Consider the following 21,958-nt stretch of genomic DNA (forward strand, 5'->3'; position numbering starts at 1 on the left):
GACATTCCCTGTTTGTTTGTCTTGCGCACGGTCGCTCGGCTGGGCGCAGTACCCAGGCGTCGCCCGGGCCGTCGTGGTCCGGCGTCATCCGGACAGCAGGTCGATGCCGAGCGCGAGCAGCACGGGCACCAGCCCGACCAGCACGAACGCGGGCAGGAAGCACGCCCCGAGCGGCAGCACCAGCCGCACCGCCAGGCGGGCGGCCGCGGTGCGGGCGGCCGACCGGCGCTCCCGCACCAGCTCGTCCCCCGCCGCGCGCAGCGCCCCGGACGGGGACGCCCCGTCCGTCCACGCCCCGCGCAGCGACCGGTGCAGTGGGGCGAGGCGCGGGGGCGCGAACTGCCACGCGCCGTCCCAGTCCGCGCCCAGCCGCAGCGCCGAGGCGGCGGCTCGGAGCGCGGCGCCGTCGCCGCTGGGCCCGACGTCGCGCACCGCTCCCGGCCCGCCGTCGGACGCCGTGCCGTTCAGGGGCGATCCATTCGGCATCGCGCCGTCGAGGGCCGCTCCGGTCGCCTCGAGCGCGCGCGGCACGCCGGCCCCGGCGCGCAGGGCAGCGCCCAGCAGCTCGAGCACCACGGGGACGTCGACGCGCTCGCTCATGGGCAGGTCGAGCGCACCCGACCCGGCAGGCGGCCCGTCGGTCGTGAGCCGCGACGCGCGTCGGCGGACTGCGGCGCGCGCCGCCCACCACGGCAGCCCGGCGAGCAGCATCACCGCCGCGACCGCCCCCGCCACGGCGGCGGGGGGCGCGCCCGCCACCCCTTCCCAGGGCCCACCGCTCATGCCGGTGCCTCCCCCGCGGTGCGGGCCGCCGCGACGAGCCGACCCGTCCACACCTGACCCAGCGCCAGCAGCATCAGACCCAGCCCGACCGCCGCCGTACCGGCCCCGCCGTCGAGCGCGGTGGCGAGCGGGTCGGCTCCGAGCACCCAGCCGAGCAGCGCGCCGAGCGCCGGCAGCCACATCAGCACGCGGGCGGTGGCACGCGGCCCCGCGAGCGACGCCTCCCGCTCCGCGCGGGACTCCGCCTCGGCCACCAGCGCCCCGGACACCGCGTCCAGCGCCCCGGCCAGCGGCGCCCCCACGTCCCGCGCGAGCACGGCCGCCGCGACCACCGACCGGGCGTGGCCGGTGCCGCCCACCATCGGGGCGAGCGCGCCGACGTCCGGCACGCCGGTCGCGTCCACGGGCACGCCGAGGGCGCGCGACCACGCCGCCGCGGGCGGCGCCCCCGCACGCAGCAGCGCGACGACCTGCGCGACGGCCACCCTGACCGCCTGCGCCCCGACGGCCCCGTCCGGCGTCCAGCGGCGCAGCAACCCGGCCACCCGGAGCCGGCGCGGCGGACCACCCGCCCGCACGAGCGCGCGGGCCCGTCGGCCTCCGGGGGCCAGCACGAGCCACACCGCCACGGCCAGCCAACCCCCGGCGGCGAGTCCCGGCATCAGGGTCGCGGCGCCGGTCACGACGCCCACCGCCCCACCAGCTCGTCCCACGCCGTGTCGGGACGCGGCGCGCCGTCCGCCGCCCAGGTGGCGGCCCGACGCACGACCAGCCGGCCGTCCTGAGCCCGGTCGACCAGCCCGATCTCGGCCAGGTGGCGGCGCGCGCCGTGGCGGCGCAGGTGCAGCACGACGTCGAGGGCGGCGGCCGCCTGCGCGGCGACGGCCTCCCGCGGCATGCCTGCGAGCGCCGCGAGCGCCTCGAGCCGCGCGGGCACGTGCTCGACCGCGTTGGCGTGCACGGTGGCCATGCCGCCGTCGTGACCGGTGTTCATCGCGAGCAGCAGCTCGCGCACCTCGGCCCCGCGGCACTCGCCCACCACGATCCGGTCGGGCCGCATCCGCAGCGCGCCGCGCACCAGGTCGGTGAGCGTCACCTCGCCCACTCCCTCGACGTTGGGGCGGCGGGCCGCGAGCGGCACGACGTGCTCGTGCTGCGGTGCGAGCTCGCGCGCCTCCTCGACCACGAGCACCCGCTCCGTGGGCGGCACCAGCGACAGCAGGGCGGCGAGCAGCGTCGTCTTTCCCGTGCCGGTGCCGCCGGTGATCAGCAGGTTGGCCCGCCCGGCCACCAGGGACCGCAGCGGGGGCTCCCACTGCGGGGGCAGCCCGCCGGCGGTCACCAAGGCGTCCAGGGAGTGTGCCGCCTGGCGCAGCACCCGCAGCGCGATCACCGCCCCGGCGGGCGCGACGGGCTCGACGACGGCGTGCAGCCGGGTGCCGTCGGGCATGCGGGCGTCCACGGTGGGGGCGGCGTCATCGAGCCGCTGCCCGGCGACAGCGGCCATCCGCACGGCCAGCGCGCGCACCGCCGCGGGCGTGCCGAGGTCGAGGTCCACGCGGTGCAGCCCGTCGCCGCGGTCCACCCAGACGTCGCGGGGGCCGTTGACCAGCACGTCCGTCACGTCGGGCGCGTCCAGCAGCGCCTGTAGCGGCCCGGCGCCGGTGAGCTCGGCGCGCGCGGCGCGGGTCAGCTCGGTGAGCGCCGCCGAGCCGATGACGCGCCCGGTGGCGCGGAGCGCGTCGCGCACCGCCGAGTCGTCGAGCGCGGCGCCGGCCGCGCCCACGCGGGACCGCACGTCGTCCAGCAGCACCCGGTCCACGAGGGCGGTCACGACGCGACCGCCAGCGCCGCGACCAGGCTGTCCACGGCCCGTCCGAGCGGCGACCGCCTCCCGACCGGCGGCCCCTCGCCACGGTCCACGGCGGCGGCCAGGCGCGGCTCCCACCGCGCGATCACCACCTGCAGCCCGAGCGCGGCCTCCAGCGCCGCGGCGTCGACGCGGCCGGGCACCGGCCGCCGGGCGACCACCCACGGGTCGCGCACCCCGACCTCGGCGAGCCCGGCGCACGCGGCGTGCGCTCCGGCCACGCCCGGCGCGGTGCAGGGGGTCACCAGGAGCACCGCGTCCGCGGCGGCGACGAGCATCCTCGTGGCGGCGGTCCAGGCGCCGGGGCGGGGCAGGTCGAGCACCACCGTCTCGCCGCCGCGCAGCAGGCCGGTGCACACGTCCACCACCACGGCGTCGTCGGGCCGGTCCGGGCGCAACCGGGCGCCCGAGAGCACCGGCACCGAGCGCCATCGCGGCAGCGCGGCGAGCAACCCGACGCCGTCGACGTCGCCCCGGGCGGCCGCGAGCTCGGGCCAGCGAGCGCCGGCCTCGTCCTCGATGCCGAGCAGGACGTCGGCGCCCGGCCCGGGCAGGTCGAGGTCGACGAGCACCGCGCCCTCGCCCGAGCGCCGCAGCCCGTGCGCGAGCACCGCCGCGAGGGTGCTGACGCCGGCCCCGCCACAGGCGCCGACGACGGCGATGGTGCGGCTGGCGTTCCCCGGCGGCCAGGCCTGCCGGGCGGGGAGCCACGGGGCCCGATCGTCCGTCGGGCTGCCGCGATCGGGCGCCGCCGGGCGGCGCAGCGTGCTGGTTGCCTCGTCCATGCGCCCAGGCTGGCGCGCCCTGCGGTCGTGGCGGCGCGTCGCGCCGAGATCTGTGGACGGAGCACGCCTGGGGGCGGGCTCCCGGCCGCGTCAGCGCGCCGGTGCGACCTCCGTCCCGACGGCCACCTGCCGTGCCCGGTCACGCTCCGCACGCAGCGCGGGCAGGAAGCAGAGCACGCCGAGCACGCTGAACCCGCCGCCGAGCATCATCGCGAGCGGGGTCGACGCCGTCTGCGCGATCCAGCCGAGCGTCGGTGACGCGATCGCGAACGACGCGAACCCCGCCATCGACGCCATGGACAGGACGGTCGACCTGTTGTCACGCACCGCCTCGCGGTGCAGCAGCGCGTTGAACCCGGGTCCGGAGCTGCCGTGCAGCCCGTAGGTGACCAGGTACGCGACGATCAGCATGACCGGGCCGCCGGCCAGGCCCATCCACACGGCCCCGAGCCCGTTGAGGACGCGCGCCGCCATGGCCGTGCGGGCCACGCCGAACCGGCGCGACGCGACGCCGCACAGCGCCGCCCCGAGCGCGAAGGCGCCCCACCCGACGGACGCGACGGGCCCCATGATCGCGCCGGCCTGTGCCTCGCCACCGAGCAGCTCCGCGAGGCGCACGGGCTGCAGCGACTCGAACACGACCATCGCCGCGGACGCGAAGATCTCCACGAGCAGCAGCCCGCGCAGCACGCGGTTGTCGCGGGCGAGCCGCAGCCCGGACGCGATGCTCGCCGGCGCCTGCCGCGCGGCGTCGGCGGTGGTGCGCAGCGCCGTCGCCCACCGGCGTCGACCCCGGGTCCCGACAGGCTCACCGGGCGATGCCTCGGCGTCCACCGGGACGCGCCGCGGCGTCTCGCGCACGAGCAGCGTGACCATCACCAGGTGCGCGACCGCGAGCACCGCGTACACGGCATAGGGCAGCGCGAGCGCCGACCACGCGGTCAGCGGGTGCCACCAGACCAGCCCGCCGGAGACGAGGGCGCCGAGCGCGATCGACACACCCAGCACCGTGCCCTGGTGCGCGAGCGTGCGGTCGACGTCCGCACCCGGGTGCTCGGCGTGCACCGCGTCCACGAACCACGACTCGAGCGGCCCGGAGTCCAGCGCGCGGAACAGGCCCATCAGCGCGGCAGCGGCGGCGAACGCCCAGATCGACTGCGCGATGAGGAACGTACCGGCCGCCAGTACCTGTGCCGCGGCGGCGGCGATCAGCATCGGCCGACGTCCGACGGCGTCGGCCGTGCCACCCGTGGGCAGCTCGAGCGCGAAGACGACGAACCCGGTGACCGAGGCGAGGGTGAGCGTCTGCCCCACGGTGAGGCCCCGTTCGAGGGGCAGCAGCGTGGTCACGGAGATGACCAGGCCCACCGGGAACCAACGGGTGGCCGTGAGCAGGAGGAAGACGCGCTGCGGGCTCACGCGGGGTCGCCTTCCTGCGTGGGACCGCCGGTCGCCTCGTCGCCGGGCGCGGGGAGGTCCTCGGGCCCAGGGATGTCGTCGGCGTCGAGCGGGAAGGTGAACCGCCACTGGTGCAGGCGGCGGGCGCGCGGGTCGCCGGTACCAGCGCGCAGGTAGCGGTTGGCCACTGCCTCGAACTCGTCCTGCATGGCCCGGGCCTGCTCGGGCGTCACCTCGAGCCAGGTGTCGGTCATCCCCGAGACGTGCTGCCACTCGGCCGGCCACTCGTCGGCGACGTCGAGCCAGTGGCTGTAGTTCGTGTCGAACTGCCGGTGGTAGTCGCGCACCAGCCAGCCGAGCGCCGTCTGCGCGTCCTCGTCGCCGCGAAAGTCGGACTCCCGCCAGCCGTGGCTCTGGGTCGCCGCCTCCCAGATGCGCTCCTTGCCCCGCCCGTCCCCGGTGTCGGCCACGAGGCCGACGGACTCCATCTTGCGCAGGTGGTAGCTGGTGGCGCCCGTGTTCGTGGACAGCTTGGTCGCCAGGGCGGTCGCGGTCGCCGGCCCACCGCGGCGCAGTGCGCTGAGCAGCCGGGAGCGCAGCGGGTGCGCCAGCACTTTCGCCGCCTCGGCGGTGAGCTCGAGGTGGGTGTACGGGCGGTCCGGGGTCGGGTCCATGCGTGCACAGTAGCTCTGCACAACTCTTGTGCACAAGAGTTGTGCATGAGACTGGATGAGCCGGGCGGGCTGGCCCGGATAGGCTCGGGCCCGTGACCGACCAGCGACCGGACCCCCGCAGGGCGGCTCCGGCGACGACGCGACGCGGACGTGCGCGCGTGGCCGCGTTCTTCGACCTGGACAAGACGATCATCGCGACCAGCTCGTCGGCCGCGTTCTCGAAGCCGTTCTACGCCGGCGGCCTCATCACCCGCGGCGACGTGCTGCGCAGCGCGTACGCGCACCTGCTCTTCTACGCCGGCAACGCCGACGCCGACCAGACGGAGCGGATGCGCAAGCACCTCAGCGAGCTCGCCACCGGCTGGGAGGTTAGCAAGGTGCAGCAGATCGTCGCCGAGACGGTGCACGACCTCATCGACCCGTACGTCTACGCCGAGGCCGTGGACCTCATCGCCGAGCACCACGAGCTCGGGCACGACGTCGTCATCGTGTCCGCCTCGGGCGCCGAGCTCGTGGAGCCCATCGCCACCGTGCTCGGCGCCGACCACGTGATCGCCACCCGGATGGCGGTCGAGGACGGCCGGTACACCGGCGAGATCGACTTCTACGCCTACGGCGAGCAGAAGGCGGAGGCCGTGCTGGAGCTCGCCGCCACGCGCGGGTACGACCTCGAGCGCAGCTACGCCTACTCCGACTCCGTCACCGACGCCCCGATGCTGGGCGCCGTCGGGCACGCGTTCGCCGTCAACCCCGACAAGACGCTGCGGCGCGCGGCCGCCGAGAACGGGTGGGGCGTGCTCACGTTCTCCCGGCCCGTGGCGCTGCGCTCGGCGCTGCGCCCGCCCACGGTCGCGCTCGCCGCCGGCGGCGTCGCCGCGGCAGGTGTCGCGGCGTGGTTGCTCCGGCGCTGGTGGATGCGTCGTCGGGCCTGACCATCGGACTCGATGCCTGCCACCTGAACAAACATAGTTACTAGCATCGACAGTGCCGATGCTAGTAACTATGTTCATGGTCATGTGGGGTCGACGGAGATGACCGCAGCATGACAGACGACGAGCTCATCGAAGTCATCGACCGCCTCCGAGCTATCGGCGATGACACCAGCGACGTCGAGGCCAAAGCCGCCCGGACGGCGCTGCCGAAGAGCGTGCGTGAGACCGTCTCGGCCTTCCAGAACACCTACGGCGGAGTGTTGATCCTCGGGCTGGACGAAGTGGCAGGCTTCGAAGCCGTCGGTGTCGCCGATCCCGCGAAGCTTTGTTCCGACCTCGCGTCGCTGTGTGCGCAGGAGATGGACCCGCCGGTGCGGCCGCTCATCGCCACTCACGAGGTCGACGGCGCCCAGATCGTCGTCGCCGAGATCCCGCAGCTCGAGGCAGCACAGCGGCCGTCCTTCTACACAGGGGCCGGCATGAACCGGGGCACTACGTGCGGGTGAGCGACGAGCTTTGAGGTGCAGATCAGGGCGACCTGGACCCCGAGCTCGTCGGCACCTATGCAGCTCGGCTCCGCCGCGACCGTCCGCACATCTTCGGCGAAGCGAGCGACGACACCGTCCTTCTGCGCACCGGCGTGCTCGTCACGACGACCGACGGCCCGCGGCCCACGCTCGCGGGCATGCTCAATGACGACGTCGTCGAGTGGCTCCGCACCCTGAGCCATACGGACCTGACCGAATCGCAGGTGATTGCTCTGGCCATCCTGCGGGGCGGGCAGTCGCTCGACAACCTGACCTACCGCACCGCCACCAGCATCGACAGCCGGGTGGCGACCGCCGAACTGCAGGATCTCGTCGCGCGCGGACTCGTCGACCAGTCGGGGTCACGACGCTGGGCCACCTACACCCTTGCTCCCGACGCCGGGCTCCCTGCGGGCACCGGGCCGACCCCACAGGTGCGCGCGGACCGGTGCCACAAGATCCTCGACACCCTCGGCGCGGCGGACCTCTCCAGGGCTCAGATCGCCCAACGAAGCGGGCTCAGCAACAGCGTCGTCACGCGCTGGCTCCGCATCCTCCGCCAGTCCGGCGAGGTGGAGATCGTCGGCGGCGCCTCACCCAAGAGCCCGGGCGCCAGATATCGACGCACGGGTACATCCGGACCACGCCGTTGACCGCTTGCGCCTGAGGCTCGTTGGACGTTCCATGGAAAGAGACAGCCGGACGAGGGACCCACGCACAGGAAGTCCACGGTTGAGGACCCACTCGGTGGGAATGGACCCACCCAGTGATCGGATCAAGCGCCTGATACCCGCGTCCGGACTGGCGAGCACGGCGCTCGGTCGACACGTCTCCTGGGCGCCGTCTTCGTGCCCGCTCGTTCCTCAGTTCTCGCGCCACTCCCGGGCGAGGATGCCGTACGTGTAGCCGTCGATCCAGCCCAGCTCGGCGTGCCACGAGTCTTCGACACCGTGCTGCTCGCGCCGCATGCCGAGCTTCTCCAAGACGCGCCACGACGCCTCGTTGGCCGCGAAGCAGCCCGCGGTGACGCGGTGCAACTTCAGGTCGTTGAACGCGACCTCGAGCAGCGCGCCCGCGATGGCGGTCGCGAACCCGCGCCCCGCGTACGCAGGGTCGATCAGGTAGCCGAGCGAGCCCTCGGCGTCGCGCCAGTCGTCGCCGTGCGACTGCCCCATCCCGTCGTGCACGGACAGTCTCGCGGTGCCGACGACGGCGCCGTCCAGGTCGGCGACGACGGAATGCTCGCGCGGGTCGTCCAGGTCGCGGCGCCACCTGTCCCGGAGGCCGTCGGCGTCCACCGCGGTGCGCAGGATCCAGCGCGTCTCCTCGGGCAGGTTGCGCCACGCCAGCACGCGGTCGAGGTCCCGGCTCGTCGGCTGTCGCAGGCGCAGGAGTCCCGCCTCGCGCGGCCAGGTCACATACGGAGTGGTCATGGTGGAGGTCTACCAGCACGCGTCGTGACACCCCAAACGCTGGTTGAGCCTGTCGAAACCCACTGCCCGGCGAGGCTGTTCACCCTCGGTAGCACCCCCCTCAGTACCGGCCCCGCTACTGCACCACGCGCGACGACGCCGACCCATGGTGTTCATGTCCGGCGCAGACGTACCGGCCGCGATCGAGGACCACGTCGCCGTCACTTCCGACCCGACGCCGATCAAGGGCACCGCCTCCGACGCCGATGGCGGCCAGGACGTCACGCTCGTCCTCACCGTCACCGCCGACGGCAGCCTTCCGTCGGGAGCGCAGACCATCGGCCTGTCGAAGCTCACGGGGTCGTCCACCGCAACGCTGTCGACGGCCCTTTTGCGAGGACCACGGCCAAACCTTGGGACGGCGTGACCCCGGTCACGCGCGAGGTCTAGACTCCCGACGGCGAGGCCCCGCGGGGCCTGCCGTCCCCCGGGCGCGACGCGTCACGCCCACGGGACCGCACCAGCGACGATGCGCAACCGGAGGTAAGCGTGCCAGAGAACGAGACCACCGCCCCCAGCCTCGAGAACCTGCTGCACGAGACGCGAGCGTTCCCGCCGAGCGCCGCGTTCGCGGCACAGGCCAACGCCCAGCCGTCCATGTACGACGAGGCCGCGGCCGACCGGCTCGGGTTCTGGGCCGCCCAGGCGCGCGAGCTCGTCTCCTGGTCCACGCCGTTCACGCAGACGCTCGACTGGTCCGGGGCGCCCGTGGCGAAGTGGTTCGCCGACGGCAAGCTCAACGCCGCCTACAACGCCGTCGACCGCCACGTCGAGGCCGGCCTCGGCGACCGGGTCGCGATCCACTTCGAGGGCGAGCCGGGCGACACCCGCACGGTGACGTACGCCGACCTGCAGCGCGACGTCTCCCGCGCGGCCAACGCCCTCACGGCGCTCGGCGTCACCAAGGGCGACCGCGTGGTGATCTACCTGCCGATGCTCGTCGAGTCGGTCGTCGCGATGCTCGCGTGCGCCCGCATCGGAGCCCCGCACTCCGTCGTCTTCGGCGGCTTCTCCGCCGACGCGCTGCGCAGCCGCATCGCCGACGCCGAGGCCAAGCTCGTCATCACCGCCGACGGCGGCTACCGCCGCGGCGCGCCCTCGGCCCTCAAGCCCGCCGTCGACGAAGCGATCGCCCCCAAGGACGGCGCGCCGGCGACGACGATCGAGCACGTGCTCGTCGTGCGCCGCACCGGGCAGGACACCGCCTGGACCGAGGGCCGCGACGTGTGGTGGCACGACGCCCTCGAGCACGCCGACACGATCCACGAGCCGGTGGCCGTGGACGCCGAGCACCCGCTGTTCATCCTGTACACCTCGGGCACCACCGGGAAGCCCAAGGGCATCCTGCACACCACGGGCGGCTACCTCACCCAGGCGGCCTACACCCACAAGAACGTGTTCGACCTCAAGGCCGAGACCGACGTGTACTGGTGCACGGCCGACGTCGGCTGGGTCACCGGGCACACGTACGTCGTGTACGGCCCGCTGGCCAACGGCGCCACCCAGGTGCTGTACGAGGGCACGCCCGACTCCCCGCACCGCGGCCGCTGGTGGGAGCTGGTCGAGAAGTACAAGGTCTCGATCCTGTACACGGCGCCCACCGCGATCCGTACCTGCATGAAGTGGGGCGAGGACATCCCCGCCAGCTTCGACCTCTCGAGCCTGCGCGTGCTCGGCTCGGTCGGCGAGCCCATCAACCCCGAGGCGTGGATGTGGTACCGCCGCGTCATCGGCGGCGACGCCGCCCCCATCGTCGACACCTGGTGGCAGACCGAGACGGGCGCGATCATGATCAGCCCGCTGCCGGGCGTCACGGCGACCAAGCCCGGCTCGGCGCAGGTGGCGCTGCCCGGCATCGTGGCGGACGTCGTCGACGACGAGGCACACTCCGTGCCGCACGGCGGTGGCGGATACCTCGTGCTGGCCGAGCCGTGGCCGGCGATGCTGCGCGGCATCTGGGGCGACCCGCAGCGGTTCAAGGACACCTACTGGTCGCGGTTCGAGGGCCTGTACTTCGCCGGCGACGGCGCCAAGAAGGACGAGGACGGCGACATCTGGCTGCTGGGCCGCGTGGACGACGTCATGAACGTCTCCGGGCACCGGCTGTCGACCACGGAGATCGAGTCCGCCCTCGTCTCGCACGACATCGTGGCCGAGGCCGCCGTCGTGGGAGCGAACGACGAGACCACCGGGCAGGCCGTGGTCGCCTTCGTCATCCTGCGCGGCGAGCACGCCGACCGCGGGGCGACGCCCGAGGGCGCGGCCCAGGTACAGGAGGAGCTGCGCGGGCACGTGGCCAAGGAGATCGGGCCTATCGCCAAGCCCCGCCGCATCCTCGTGGTCCCCGAGCTGCCCAAGACGCGCTCGGGCAAGATCATGCGGCGCCTGCTGCGCGACGTCGCCGAGAACCGCACCGTGGGCGACGCGACGACGCTCGCCGACTCCTCGGTGATGGACCTCATCTCGGCGGGCCTGGCCTCCACCGCGCCCGGCTCCGAGGACTGACGCGACAAACCTCGCACCCACCAGGGCGGCCGCCTCCGCACGGAGACGGCCGCCCTCGGCGACAATGGGGCCGTGCCCACCTCGATCCCCCTCGCCATCGGCCCCCTCGACCCCGCCGCGCAGGACGCCGTCCGCGCGCTCGCCGCGGCCGCGACGGACTCCGACGGCGTCGCGCCGCTGTCGGAGCAACCGCTGCTGCACCTGGGCACCGACTCCGACTGGCTGACGCACGCCGTGGCGCACGACGAGCACGGCGCGGCCGTCGGCTACGTGCAGGTGGACCGCGGCGGCGAGGACGCGAGCGCGGAGCTCGTCGTGCACCCGGAGCACCGCCGCCGGGGCGTGGGGAGCGTGCTGCTGCGCACGGCGGAGCGCGACGCGCGGCTGCCGATGTTCTCGGGTGCGCCAGGGCAGCGCGGCAAGCCGCTGCGCGTGTGGGCGCACGGCGACGTCCCCGCGGCGCGGGCGTTCGCGGCGGCCCGCGGCTACGCGGTGGTGCGGGAGCTGCTGTTCCTCGCCCGCCCGCTCGGCCCCGACGACGCGGCTGCCCCCGCCCCCGAGCTCCCGGGCCTGACGGTGCGCCCGTTCCGCCCCGGCGCAGACGACGAGGCCTGGGTGCGCCTCAACGCCCGCGCGTTCGCCGACCACCCCGAGCAGGGCCGCCTCACGGTGGACGACCTGCGCGACCGTCAGGCGGAGCCGTGGTTCGACCCCGCGGGCTTCTTCCTGGTCGAGTCGGACGACGGCCTGGTCGCGTCCCTGTGGACGAAGGTCGTGGAGCCTGGCCCGGGCGAGCCGCGCGACGGCGAGATCTACGCCGTCGGGGTCGACCCGGCCGCGCAGGGCCGCGGCCTGGGCCGCGCCCTGACCGCGACGGCCCTCGCGCACCTGGCCCGCACCGGCTGCGACCGCGCGGTGCTGTACGTGGACGGGGACAACGCCGCCGCCCTCGCGACCTACGCCGGCGCGGGCTTCGACCGCGCGGCCGTCGACGTGCAGTACGCCCGGGCGGAGACGCCGTAGTCCGCCGGGCGCCCGCCGCTCGGTTCTTACGCTCGGTTCGGTCACCCGCCGTTCACCCCACGGTGTCAGGATGGGGGCATGACAGCGTCACGCCCTCGACCGACCCGGAGCCGTGACGGCCGGGGCCGGTTCTCCCCCGCCGAGCCCGCCTCCGTGGCGGCCGCCGAGGTGACGGACAGCCGTCCCCGCACCACCGTCGCCACGCCGCCCCGCACCATCGACCCGCAGCTCGCGGCGCACATCGCCGAGCACATCGCGGAGGACCCGGACGCCGAGGGCGCGGTCGCAGCGCGCGACGTCGTGCCGCTCCCCGAGGACCGGTTCGCGGAGCGGGAGCTGAGCTGGCTGGCGTTCAACGAGCGCGTGCTGGAGCTGGCGGAGGACACGACACTGCCGCTGCTGGAGCGGGTGCGGTTCCTGGCGATCTTCGCGTCCAACCTGGACGAGTTCTTCATGGTGCGGGTGGCGGGCCTGAAGCGCCGCATCGCGACCGGCATCGCGGTGACGACCGTGTCGGGCATGAGCCCGTGGCAGGTGCTGGAGGCCATCGGGGACGGCGCGCACCGCCTGATGGAGCGGCACGCGACGGTCTTCCGTTCCGACGTGCAGCCGGCTCTCGACGCCGAGGGCATCACGATCGTGCACTGGGACGAGCTCGAGCAGCGCGAGCAGGAGCGGTTGCACAAGTTCTTCCGCAAGCAGATCTTCCCGGTGCTCACGCCGCTGGCGGTGGACCCGGCCCACCCGTTCCCCTACATCTCGGGGCTCTCGCTCAACCTGGCGGTCGTCGTCGCGAACCCTCTGACGGGCAAGGAGCACTTCGCCCGGGTCAAGGTGCCGCCCCTGCTGCCGCGCTTCATCGCGGTCGACGACCGCGGCCGGCCCAGCGCCCCGACGCCGACGCAGAAGGGCGGCACGCAGCGGTCGTTCGTGCCGCTGGAGGAGGTCATCGCGCAGCATCTCGACCACCTGTTCCCCGGGATGGAGGTCCGCGAGCACCATACGTTCCGCGTCACCCGCAACGAGGACGTGGAGGTCGAGGAGGACGACGCCGAGAACCTGCTGCAGGCGATGGAGAAGGAGCTGCTGCGCCGCCGCTTCGGCCCGCCCGTGCGGCTCGAGCTCGCGAACGGCATCTCGGCGCGCATCCGCGACCTGCTGGTCCGCGAGCTGGGCGTCGAGGAGGAGGAGGTCTACGAGCTGCCCGCCCCGCTGGACCTCATCGGCCTCAACGTCATCGCCGACATCGAGCGCGCCTCGCTGCACTACCCGCCGTTCGTGCCGACGACACACCGCCAGCTCGCGGAGGTCGAGTCCGCGACGGCGCGGGACGTGTTCGCCGCCATCCGCGAGCGCGACGTGCTGCTGCACCACCCGTACGACTCGTTCTCCACGTCCGTGCAGACGTTCCTCGAGCAGGCCGCGGCCGACCCGGCCGTGCTGGCGATCAAGCAGACGCTGTACCGCACGTCCGGCGACTCCCCCATCGTCGACGCCCTCATCGACGCCGCCGACGCGGGCAAGCAGGTGCTGGCCCTGGTGGAGATCAAGGCCCGCTTCGACGAGCAGGCCAACATCTCCTGGGCGCGCAAGCTCGAGGAGGCGGGTGTGCACGTGGTGTACGGGATCGTGGGGCTCAAGACGCACAGCAAGCTCTCGCTCGTCGTGCGCCAGGAGGCCGACGGGCTGCGCCGCTACTGCCACATCGGCACCGGCAACTACCACCCGAAGACGGCGCGGATGTACACCGACCACGGGCTGCTCACGTGCGACCGCGACGTCGGCCAGGACCTCACCCGCCTGTTCAACCAGCTCTCCGGGTACGCCCCGCAGTCGCGGTTCCACCGCCTGCTGGTGGCGCCGCGCACCGTGCGGCCCGGTCTCATCGAGCGCATCGAGCGCGAGGCCGACGCGGCGCGGGCGGGGCACGAGGCCTGGGTGGGGATCAAGGTGAACTCGGTCGTGGACGAGGCCACGATCGACGCCCTGTACCGCGCGTCCCAGGCCGGGGTGCAGGTGGATCTCGTGGTTCGCGGCACCTCCGCGCTGCGGCCCGGCGTGCCCGGGCTGAGCGACAACATCCGGGTGCGCTCCATCCTGGGCCGGTTCCTGGAGCACTCGCGGATCTACGCGTTCGCGAACTCCGTGGGCCCCGCCATCGGCGAGGGCCCCGAGTCCGGGCCCGAGGTGTACATCGGCTCGGCCGACCTCATGCACCGCAACCTGGACCGTCGCGTCGAGGCCCTGGTGCGGATCACCGACGAGGGCCAGGTCGCCGAGCTGCTGGAGCTCATGGACCGCTCGATGTCGGACGAGACCTCGACGTGGCACCTGCAGCCCGACGACACGTGGGTGCGGCACGCCGTCGGCCCCGACGGCGAGCCGCTGGAGGACCTCCAGGCCAGCCTCGTCGACCACCACCGCCGCCGGCCCGAGCGGGCCCGGTGACGGCGGGGAATGCGCGGCGGTCCCCTGTCGCGGCGGCAGCCCCGCTCGTGGACGCGCTGGGGGCGACGACGGTGCAGCACGCACCGGTGATCGAGTCGGCGGGGGCGCTCGTGTGGCGGGAGCGCGAAGGGCGGCTCCAGGTGCGGCTCGTGCACCGGCCGCGCTACGACGACTGGTCGTGGCCGAAGGGCAAGCTCGAGCCGGGCGAGGCGCTGCCGACGACGGCGGCGCGCGAGGTCGCGGAGGAGACGGGCAAGCCCGTGGTCCTCGGGATCCCGTTGCCGGGCCTGCAGTACCTGACCCCCGAGAGCCGCGTGAAGCGCGTGCACTACTGGGCGGCCCGGCGGGCGTCCCGGGCCGACGACGCGCGGGCGCTGACGGCCCGGTTCCCCGTGGAGCCGCCCTCGCCCGACGAGGTCGACCAGAAGGCGTGGCTGGACGTCGACGACGCGGCGGACCGGCTCACCCGCGACGCCGACTGCGGGCCCCTCGACGCCCTCGTGGAGGCGCACGCCCAGGGGCGGCTCGCCACCCACGCCGTCGCCATCGTGCGGCACGGGAAGGCCGTGCCCCGTGCCGCCTGGCACGGCGGGGAGCAGGACCGCCCGCTCACCCCGGTGGGCCACGCGCAGGGCGCCGCCCTCGTCCCGGTGCTCGCGTCGTACGGCGTGACGACGGTGCTCTCGAGCCGGTGGGAGCGGTGCGCCGCGACGATCGAGCCCTACGTGCGGGCCTCCCAGGCCCGGCCGGAGCTCAGCGACCAGCTCGGGGAGGCGGAGCACGAGCGCTCGCCGTCCCGCGTCGCCGCGACCGTGCGGGACCTGCTCGAGGGGGGCCGGTCGTCCGTGCTGTGCACCCACCGCCCGGTCCTGCCCACGGTGCTGGACGTGCTGGGGCAGCACTCGCGCCGGGCAGTCGCGAACGCGCTGCCCGCGCGCGACCCGTTCCTCGAGCCCGGCGACATGCTGGTGGCGCACGTCGCCACCACGGGCAAGGGCCCCCGCGTCGTCGCCGTCGAGAAGGTCACCCCGCCCGTCTACTGACCCCGGGCCTCTCGCCGGTCGAGCCCGTCGAGACCCTCGTGTGGGCTCGACAGGCTCGACCGGCGAGAGAGCCGGGTCAGGTGAGGAACGGGTGCAGGATCAGGGTGGTCAACGCCGCGACGAGCGCGGCGGCGGGGATGGTCAGCACCCACGCGACGCCGATATTCTTCGCCACGCCCCAGCGCACGGCCGACAGCCGCCGGGTGGCGCCGACGCCCATGATCGCGGACGTGATCGTGTGCGTCGTGGAGACCGGCGCGTGCAGGATGAACGCGTTGGCGTACAGCACCAGGGCGGAGACGGACTCGGCGACGAAGCCGCGCGCCGGGTCGAGCTCGATGATGCGCCGGCCCAGCGTGCGCATGATCCGCCAGCCGCCCGAGTACGTGCCGAGCGAGATCGCGGCGGCCGCGCCGAGCTTGACCCACAGCGGGATGCCGGCGTCCGGGTCGGCCCAGCCGACCGTGAGGAGGGCCATGAAGATGACGCCCATGGTCTTCTGCGCGTCCTGCAGGCCGTGGCCGAGGGCCATGGCCGCGGCGGACGCCGTCTGCGCGAGCCGGAACCGGCGCGTCACGCGCGACGGCGCGGCGTTCCGGAAGATCCACAGGACGGCGACCATCACGGCGTAGGCACCGATGAAGCCGACGAGCGGTGAGAGCACCATCGGCAGCACGACCTTGTCGACGATCGCCTGGCCGTAGATGGGCAGCCCGGCCGCCAGGCCGGCCCCCACGAGGCCACCGATCAGCGAGTGGGTCGAGGACGAGGGGAGCCCGAACCACCACGTGATGAGGTTCCAGGCGATGGCGCCGATAAGCGCACACAGCACGACCACGAGAGCCGTGTGGTTCGAGGCGTCCTGCAGGTCGACGATCGACGTCGCGATGGTCTCCGCGACCTCCGTGCCGAGCAGCGCACCGACGAAGTTCATGACCGCCGCCATCAGCAGCGCGACACGCGGCGTCAGCGCCCGGGTCGAGACCGAGGTGGCGATCGCGTTGGCGGCGTCGTGAAAGCCGTTCGTGTAGTCGAAGCCGAACGCGATCGCGACGACGAGGACGACGAGAGCCGCCTCCACCGTCAGGACTCCTTGAGCGCGATGGTCTCGACCATGTTCGCGACCCGCTCGAAGGCGTCAGCACCCTCCTCGAGCATGTCGACGATCTCCTTGAGCTTCATCAGCAGGATCGGGTCGGTGAGCTCGTCGAAGAGCTGGGCGATGAGCTCGCGGTGCAGCTTGTCGCCCTGGTTCTCCAGGCGGTTGATCTCGATCCAGTACTCCGAGAGCTGGTCCATGGAGCGCAGCCGCGGCATCGCCTCGGCGGTGAGCTCGGCACAGCGCTGCAGCACCTGCACCTGCTCCGAGACCCGCGGCGGGAGCTCGTCGACCTTGTACAGGACGATGAGGTCGCCGGCCTCCTCCATGGCGTCCATGCAGTCGTCCAGGGCCGAGGCCAGGCCGTAGATGTCGTCCCGGTCGAACGGGGTGACGAACGTCTGGTTCAGGCGCCGCATGATCGAGTGCGTGGCGTCATCGGCGACGTGCTCGGCATCCGAGAGCCGACGGACGATCTCCTCCCGCTCCTGCCGGGACGCTCCGAGCAGCTCCGCGAGGAGGGAGGCCCCGGTCACGTTGTGCTGCGCGAGCGTCGCCAGCATGTCGAAGTAGGTGGTGTCGCGCGGTGTCAGGCGCAGGCGCACGTGACGCTCCTGGGGTTGAGGTCGTGAGACGTTACTCAGACTAGAGGTGGCCATCATGGCGCGACCAGTTGAACATGCGCTGAAAGATCACATGCCACGACCTGGGATCTGCCCTGGTGGTAAGCGACGCCGGACCGGGAGCGCCTCTCGGCGCGTGGCCGCTCGTAGCGGCTGAAGATGGAGCCCGGGGCTACCGCGGCCCGACGTCGCGCAGCCATCGTAAGCCCCCGCGTCGCCGGGTTCCGAACCTGCTGGTTGAGCTTGTCGTCGAAACCCAGGCCCGTGGTCTCGACGGGCTCGACCGACGACTACTCCAGTGCGCCCGCGCGCCAGAGCGCGGCGCCGTGCTCCAGCTCCTCGGCCGTGCGGACCAGATCGGCCGCGCCCCGGGTCATCCGGGTGGCGCCGTCGGGGTCGGCGACCTCGCGCGCGTCGGCGTCGAAGGCGGCCCCGGTCGCGAGGATCCGGCAGAACGACCCCGCACGCTCCAGGGCGACCGCGAGGTCCCCGGCGAAGACGCCGGACAGGACGTCGTCCACGAGCGCCCGCAGGTCCTCCGGTGCGGGCGGGCGCGGCACGCCGGCGACCGCCTCGTGCACGGGCGCCGCGTCGACGCCGAGGCGGTAGCGCAGGGTCACGGTGCGGGGGTCGCGCCGCACCCACTCCCGGAGCACGTACAGCCGCCACAGCGCGCCGGGCAGCGAGGAGGGCGCGGCGTCGGCCCACAGCGCGGCGACGACGTCGAGCCCTTCGCGCTCGACGAGCCGCACCAGCCGGTCGACCACCTCCGGGTCCTCCGCCGCCCGGGCCTGGTGCACGACGGCGCGGGCCGTCGTGTGCGCGACCTCGTCGCGCAGCGCGGGGTCGAGGTCGCCCGGCAGCTGCTCCGCGTCCTGCGGGTCGAGCATGGCGGGGCGGCGATGCCGGCGAGGTTCGGGTGCGTCGTTCACCCACCCAGTCTGCCCCCGACGCGCCGACCTGCGATGTCGGACCTAGCATCGAGAGCGAACGTCTCCTGCGCAGAATCGAGGACGATCATGACGAGCTCGGCTCCGATGTCGGCAGCGGCGCACAGCGCCCACCGCAAGGCGACGGGACTCGCCGTCGCGGCGGCCGTCGGCGGCTTCCTCTTCGGCTTCGACTCGTCGGTCATCAACGGCGCCGTCGACGCGATCCAGGGGCAGTTCGACCTGAACTCGACCGTCACGGGCCTCGTGGTCGCGATCGCCCTGCTGGGCTGCGCCCTCGGCGCCTGGGCCGGCGGCAAGCTGGCCGACCGGTGGGGCCGCACCCACGTCATGGTGCTCGGCGCGGTGCTCTTCTTCGCCTCGTCGATCCTCTCGGCGATCGCGTGGAGCCCGTGGGACCTCGCCCTCTGGCGCTTCATGGCGGGCGTGGGCATCGGCATCGCGTCCGTGATCGCCCCGGCCTACATCGCGGAGATCGCGCCCGCTGCCATGCGAGGTCGCCTCGGCTCGCTGCAGCAGCTCGCGATCACCGTCGGTATCTTCGCGGCACTGCTGTCGGACCAGATCCTCGCCACGTCGGCCGGCAGTGCGGCGAACGAGCTGTGGTTCGGCTGGGAGGCGTGGCGCTGGATGTTCCTCGTCGCCGTGGTCCCGGCGGCCGTCTACGGCTTCCTGGCGCTCGGGATGCCGGAGTCGCCGCGCTACCTGGTGACGAAGGGCAAGGACGACGAGGCGCGACGAGTGCTCTCGAGCGTGCTCGGCCCGGACGAGGACGTGGGAGAGCGGATCACCGAGATCCAGCGTTCGATCCACATGGACGAGGAGAACGCCTCGCTGGGAAGCCTCCGGGGCGACCGGTTCGGCCTCAAGCCGATCGTGTGGGTCGGCATCGTGATGGCGATCTTCCAGCAGTTCGTCGGCATCAACGTGATCTTCTACTACTCCACGACGCTGTGGCAGGCAGTCGGCTTCGAGGAGTCGCAGGCGTTCCTCGTGTCGACCATCACGGCCGTCACCAACGTCGCGGTGACGTTCATCGCCATCGCGCTGATCGACAAGGTCGGTCGCCGGCCCCTGCTGCTGGTCGGCTCCGCCGGCATGGCCGTCGCCCTGGGGCTCATGGCGGTCGCCTTCACGCAGGCGACCGGCAGCGGCGAGAACGTGTCGCTCGACGGCGCCTGGGGCATCGTCGCGCTGGTGGCCGCGAACGGGTTCGTCGTGTTCTTCGGCGCGACGTGGGGTCCGCTGATGTGGGTGCTCCTGGGCGAGATGTTCCCCAACCGGATCCGCGCGGCCGCGCTCGGCGTCGGAGCAGCCGCGAACTGGATCGCCAACTTCGCCATCACGCTGACGTTCCCCCCGATGCTCTCGTCCTTCGGCCCGGCGATCCCTTACCTCATGTACGCGGTGTTCGCGGCGCTGTCGTTCTTCTTCGTGCTCAGCAAGATCCCGGAGACCAAGGGCGTGGAGCTCGAGGACATGGAGGGCGAGGCGCACCACCGCGCCTGAGCGCGCCCGCCGGGCCGCCGTCCGCCCCCTTCACCAGGACAGTTGCTTGCTGCAAGCACCAGACGTATAGTTGTGCTCTGCAAACAGTCGACCCCGTCCGCGGGCCGCACCCGCCGGGCGTCGCCCGGCCCCCACCCCTTTCACCGAAGGCCCCCGTATGCCCATTGCCCGCACGTCAGCCCGAGAGCTCGTGCAGACACTCGAAGAGCTCTCCCGCGCCCAGCGCGAGGCCGCCACGCGAGTGGCCCGCGAGCTCGACCTCCCCCGCGCCGGCCTCGGCGCCCTCCACCTGCTCTCCCGGTGCGGTCGCGTCCAGCTCACCGACCTCGCGGCCAAGCTCCGCGTCGACGTGTCCGTGGCGAGCCGTCAGGTCAGCGCCCTCGTCGACGCCGGCCTGGTCCGTCGCACGGTGGACGACGACGACCGGCGCGCCCGCACGCTCGAGCTCACGGACGCGGGCCGGGACTTCGCGGAGGAGTCCTTCCGCAGCATCGACGACCTCATCTCCGAGGCCTTCTCCGACTGGTCGGACCAGGACTTCGCCGATGCCATCACACGGATCCGCAGCGTCGCGGCCGCCCTCACCACTACCCACGACCGCGCACAGATGTTCGAGGAGATCCCCGCCCGATGAGTCAGTCCCCCACCCCGGCGCCCGCAGCGCAGGGCGTTCTCGCCCCGGCCGCGCCGGCCATGTCCCGCCGGGAGGTGCTCGAAGCGCTCTCGGGCATCCTGCTCGGCGTCTTCGTGTCGCTGCTGGCCACCACCATCGTCTCGACCTCGCTGCCCAAGATCGTCAACGAGCTCGGCGGCTCCCAGCACTCGTACACCTGGGTCGTCACGGCCATGCTGCTGACGATGACGATCTCGACCCCGCTGTGGGGCAAGCTCGCCGACCTGACGAACCGCAAGGTCCTCATGCAGGTCGGCCTCGGCATCACGGTGATCTCCGCCGCGGCGGCGGGCCTCTCGCCGAACATCGAGACCCTCATCGGCTTCCGCGCCCTGCAGGGCATCGGCGCCGGCGGCCTCACCGCACTGGCCACGGTCCTCATGGCCGACATCATCAGTCCCCGTGAGCGCGGCAAGTACATGGGCCTCATGGGCGGTGTCATGGCCGTCGCGCAGATCGGCGGCCCGCTGCTCGGCGGCGTGCTCACCGATTCCGTCGGCTGGCGGTTCACCTTCTTCGTCGGCGTGCCCTTCGCGATTGCTGCGTTCGTCGTGCTGCAGAAGACCCTGCACCTGCCCGCCGTGGTCAAGCGCGCCGTGAAGATCGACTACGCGGGCGCCGTCCTCATCGCGGTCGCTGTCGCGCTGCTGCTGCTGTGGGTCACCTTCGCGGGCGACCAGTTCGAGTGGGCGTCGTGGCAGACCGCCGCGATGGTCGGCGGCGCCGTGGTCGCGCTGATCGTCGCGGGCTTCGTCGAGCGCGCCGCCGCCGAGCCGATCATCCCGCTGCACCTGTTCAAGAACCGCACCTTCGTGCTCGCCGTGATCGCGTCCGCCTCCGTGGGCGTCGCCATGTTCGGCACCGCGGTCTTCCTCAGCCAGTACTTCCAGCTCGCGCGCGGCAAGACGCCGACCGAGTCGGGGCTGCTCACGATCCCGATGGTGATCGGCACGATGGCCGCCGGCATCGTGCTCGGCCGGATCATCTCCAACACCGGTCGCTACAAGGCGATCATGGTGAGCGGCGCCGGCCTCCTGACCGTGTCGCTGTTCGGCCTGTCGACCATCGAGGTCGACACGAGCTTCGTGCTCATCTCGGTCTACCTGTGCGGTCTGGGCCTGTCCGTGGGCGCCCTGATGCAGAACCTGGTGCTCGCCACGCAGAACACGCTGGACGTGCACGAGATGGGCGCCGGCACCTCCGGCGTCGCGTTCTTCCGCTCCCTGGGCGGCGCCATCGGCGTCTCGGCCCTCGGTGCGGTGATGGCCGCGCAGGTCAAGACGGACCTGGTCTCCGGACTCGCGAAGCTCGGCGTCCCGGCGGACGCGCTCGCCTCCGGCTCGGGCGGTGTCCCCGACCTCTCGAAGGTGCCCGCCCCCGTGCAGGCCGTGATCGAGGGCGCGTACGCGCACGGGATCACGACGATCTTCCTGTACGCCGTGCCGATGGCCGTCATCTCCCTGATCGCGGTGCTGTTCATGAAGGAGATCCCGCTGGGTCAGCGTTCGGGCATCGAGCAGGTGCTCGACGAGGAGCAGCAGGACGAGACGCAGCCGGACGAGACGCGTCGGGACGCGGTCGTCGAGCGGGCCTGAGTCCTGTGCATCACACGGACGGGGCCGATTTCACCCGCTCTGGCCCCGT

21 protein-coding genes are annotated in these 21,958 nt (G+C 73.3%); 11 read left to right on the forward strand and 10 right to left on the reverse strand.

The window, feature by feature from the left end; all coding sequences use genetic code 11:
* Positions 1-84: 84 nt before the first annotated feature.
* The 6 genes from AC1C2V_RS07345 to AC1C2V_RS07370 form a co-directional block, all read right to left on the reverse strand.
* A complete protein-coding gene (locus tag AC1C2V_RS07345) occupies positions 85-783 on the reverse strand; it encodes a type II secretion system F family protein (protein ID WP_495388923.1) in 699 nt (232 codons plus the stop codon).
* On the reverse strand, positions 780-1,475 hold the full coding sequence (locus AC1C2V_RS07350) for a type II secretion system F family protein (RefSeq protein WP_495388924.1): 696 nt from the start codon (positions 1,473-1,475) through the stop codon (positions 780-782). Before AC1C2V_RS07350 ends, AC1C2V_RS07345 begins: the two co-directional genes overlap by 4 nt.
* The gene (locus tag AC1C2V_RS07355; protein WP_495388925.1) at positions 1,463-2,617 is read right to left on the reverse strand and encodes a TadA family conjugal transfer-associated ATPase; all 1,155 of its coding nucleotides are present in this window, start codon (positions 2,615-2,617) and stop codon (positions 1,463-1,465) included. Before AC1C2V_RS07355 ends, AC1C2V_RS07350 begins: the two co-directional genes overlap by 13 nt.
* Complete coding sequence (locus tag AC1C2V_RS07360; RefSeq protein WP_495388926.1) at positions 2,614-3,438, reverse strand: P-loop NTPase; 825 nt, start codon at positions 3,436-3,438, stop codon at positions 2,614-2,616. The genes AC1C2V_RS07355 and AC1C2V_RS07360 overlap by 4 nt, the downstream gene beginning before the upstream one ends.
* Positions 3,439-3,528: 90 nt before the next feature.
* Entirely contained in the window at positions 3,529-4,857 is a 1,329-nt protein-coding gene (locus tag AC1C2V_RS07365; RefSeq protein ID WP_495388927.1) for an MFS transporter, read from the reverse strand.
* Entirely contained in the window at positions 4,854-5,510 is a 657-nt protein-coding gene (locus AC1C2V_RS07370) for a winged helix-turn-helix domain-containing protein (RefSeq protein ID WP_495388928.1), read from the reverse strand. The genes AC1C2V_RS07365 and AC1C2V_RS07370 overlap by 4 nt, the downstream gene beginning before the upstream one ends.
* A gap of 92 nt (positions 5,511-5,602) precedes the next feature.
* Between AC1C2V_RS07370 and AC1C2V_RS07375 the strand changes: the two genes are divergently transcribed.
* The 3 genes from AC1C2V_RS07375 (at position 5,603) to AC1C2V_RS07385 (ending at position 7,622) form a co-directional block, all read left to right on the forward strand.
* Positions 5,603-6,442, forward strand: a complete 840-nt coding sequence (locus AC1C2V_RS07375; RefSeq protein ID WP_495388929.1) for an HAD family hydrolase — start codon at positions 5,603-5,605, stop codon at positions 6,440-6,442.
* A gap of 110 nt (positions 6,443-6,552) precedes the next feature.
* Positions 6,553-6,948, forward strand: coding sequence for an AlbA family DNA-binding domain-containing protein (locus AC1C2V_RS07380; protein ID WP_495388930.1), 396 nt, complete (start codon positions 6,553-6,555; stop codon positions 6,946-6,948).
* Positions 6,949-7,082: 134 nt separating this feature from the next.
* Positions 7,083-7,622, forward strand: coding sequence for a hypothetical protein (locus AC1C2V_RS07385; protein ID WP_495388931.1), 540 nt, complete (start codon positions 7,083-7,085; stop codon positions 7,620-7,622).
* Between the two features lie 210 nt (positions 7,623-7,832).
* Here AC1C2V_RS07385 and AC1C2V_RS07390 read toward each other — a convergent pair whose 3' ends face one another.
* Positions 7,833-8,402: a GNAT family N-acetyltransferase gene (locus AC1C2V_RS07390; RefSeq protein WP_495388932.1), complete on the reverse strand. Its 570-nt coding sequence runs from the start codon at positions 8,400-8,402 to the stop codon at positions 7,833-7,835.
* 154 nt (positions 8,403-8,556) lie between these two features.
* Here AC1C2V_RS07390 and AC1C2V_RS07395 point away from each other — a divergent pair, with 154 nt between their 5' ends.
* From AC1C2V_RS07395 to AC1C2V_RS07415, 5 genes are all read left to right on the forward strand, one after another.
* A complete protein-coding gene (locus AC1C2V_RS07395; RefSeq protein WP_495388933.1) occupies positions 8,557-8,808 on the forward strand; it encodes a hypothetical protein in 252 nt (83 codons plus the stop codon).
* Positions 8,809-8,930: 122 nt separating this feature from the next.
* The gene (gene acs / locus AC1C2V_RS07400) at positions 8,931-10,946 is read left to right on the forward strand and encodes an acetate--CoA ligase (RefSeq protein ID WP_495388934.1); all 2,016 of its coding nucleotides are present in this window, start codon (positions 8,931-8,933) and stop codon (positions 10,944-10,946) included.
* A 72-nt stretch (positions 10,947-11,018) separates the two neighbouring features.
* Complete coding sequence (gene mshD, locus AC1C2V_RS07405; protein ID WP_495388935.1) at positions 11,019-11,969, forward strand: mycothiol synthase; 951 nt, start codon at positions 11,019-11,021, stop codon at positions 11,967-11,969.
* A gap of 78 nt (positions 11,970-12,047) precedes the next feature.
* Positions 12,048-14,417, forward strand: a complete 2,370-nt coding sequence (locus AC1C2V_RS07410) for an RNA degradosome polyphosphate kinase (protein ID WP_495388936.1) — start codon at positions 12,048-12,050, stop codon at positions 14,415-14,417.
* 47 nt (positions 14,418-14,464) lie between these two features.
* Entirely contained in the window at positions 14,465-15,460 is a 996-nt protein-coding gene (locus tag AC1C2V_RS07415; RefSeq protein ID WP_495389139.1) for an NUDIX hydrolase, read from the forward strand.
* 76 nt (positions 15,461-15,536) lie between these two features.
* On the opposite strand, the gene AC1C2V_RS07420 is transcribed toward AC1C2V_RS07415, so the two are convergent.
* The 3 genes from AC1C2V_RS07420 to AC1C2V_RS07430 all read right to left on the reverse strand — a co-directional run bounded on the left by AC1C2V_RS07420 (position 15,537) and on the right by AC1C2V_RS07430 (position 18,072).
* Positions 15,537-16,541 carry an inorganic phosphate transporter gene (locus tag AC1C2V_RS07420; protein ID WP_495388937.1) on the reverse strand — a complete coding sequence of 335 codons (1,005 nt, stop codon included), beginning with the start codon at positions 16,539-16,541 and terminating at the stop codon, positions 15,537-15,539.
* A 2-nt stretch (positions 16,542-16,543) separates the two neighbouring features.
* Positions 16,544-17,164: a DUF47 domain-containing protein gene (locus AC1C2V_RS07425; protein WP_495388938.1), complete on the reverse strand. Its 621-nt coding sequence runs from the start codon at positions 17,162-17,164 to the stop codon at positions 16,544-16,546.
* A gap of 308 nt (positions 17,165-17,472) precedes the next feature.
* Positions 17,473-18,072 carry a hypothetical protein gene (locus AC1C2V_RS07430; RefSeq protein WP_495389140.1) on the reverse strand — a complete coding sequence of 200 codons (600 nt, stop codon included), beginning with the start codon at positions 18,070-18,072 and terminating at the stop codon, positions 17,473-17,475.
* 129 nt (positions 18,073-18,201) lie between these two features.
* Here AC1C2V_RS07430 and AC1C2V_RS07435 point away from each other — a divergent pair, with 129 nt between their 5' ends.
* The 3 genes from AC1C2V_RS07435 (at position 18,202) to AC1C2V_RS07445 (ending at position 21,909) form a co-directional block, all read left to right on the forward strand.
* Positions 18,202-19,641: a sugar porter family MFS transporter gene (locus AC1C2V_RS07435; RefSeq protein WP_495388939.1), complete on the forward strand. Its 1,440-nt coding sequence runs from the start codon at positions 18,202-18,204 to the stop codon at positions 19,639-19,641.
* Positions 19,642-19,831: 190 nt separating this feature from the next.
* The gene (locus AC1C2V_RS07440; protein WP_495388940.1) at positions 19,832-20,275 is read left to right on the forward strand and encodes a MarR family winged helix-turn-helix transcriptional regulator; all 444 of its coding nucleotides are present in this window, start codon (positions 19,832-19,834) and stop codon (positions 20,273-20,275) included.
* Positions 20,272-21,909: an MDR family MFS transporter gene (locus AC1C2V_RS07445; RefSeq protein WP_495388941.1), complete on the forward strand. Its 1,638-nt coding sequence runs from the start codon at positions 20,272-20,274 to the stop codon at positions 21,907-21,909. Before AC1C2V_RS07440 ends, AC1C2V_RS07445 begins: the two co-directional genes overlap by 4 nt.
* Positions 21,910-21,958 lie beyond the last annotated feature (49 nt).

This window comes from Isoptericola sp. Y541 (genome assembly GCF_059445465.1).

Bases quoted from the DNA above. Each gene is read 5' to 3' on its own strand.
- AC1C2V_RS07390 (WP_495388932.1), bottom strand. From the start codon at position 8,402: ATGACCACTCCGTATGTGACCTGGCCGCGCGAGGCGGGACTCCTGCGC.
- AC1C2V_RS07430 (WP_495389140.1), bottom strand. From the start codon at position 18,072: ATGCTCGACCCGCAGGACGCGGAGCAGCTGCCGGGCGACCTCGACCCC.
- AC1C2V_RS07445 (WP_495388941.1), top strand. From the start codon at position 20,272: ATGAGTCAGTCCCCCACCCCGGCGCCCGCAGCGCAGGGCGTTCTCGCC.
- AC1C2V_RS07380 (WP_495388930.1), top strand. From the start codon at position 6,553: ATGACAGACGACGAGCTCATCGAAGTCATCGACCGCCTCCGAGCTATC.
- AC1C2V_RS07370 (WP_495388928.1), bottom strand. From the start codon at position 5,510: ATGGACCCGACCCCGGACCGCCCGTACACCCACCTCGAGCTCACCGCC.
- AC1C2V_RS07410 (WP_495388936.1), top strand. From the start codon at position 12,048: ATGACAGCGTCACGCCCTCGACCGACCCGGAGCCGTGACGGCCGGGGC.
- AC1C2V_RS07345 (WP_495388923.1), bottom strand. From the start codon at position 783: ATGAGCGGTGGGCCCTGGGAAGGGGTGGCGGGCGCGCCCCCCGCCGCC.
- AC1C2V_RS07435 (WP_495388939.1), top strand. From the start codon at position 18,202: ATGACGAGCTCGGCTCCGATGTCGGCAGCGGCGCACAGCGCCCACCGC.
- AC1C2V_RS07360 (WP_495388926.1), bottom strand. From the start codon at position 3,438: ATGGACGAGGCAACCAGCACGCTGCGCCGCCCGGCGGCGCCCGATCGC.
- AC1C2V_RS07395 (WP_495388933.1), top strand. From the start codon at position 8,557: ATGTCCGGCGCAGACGTACCGGCCGCGATCGAGGACCACGTCGCCGTC.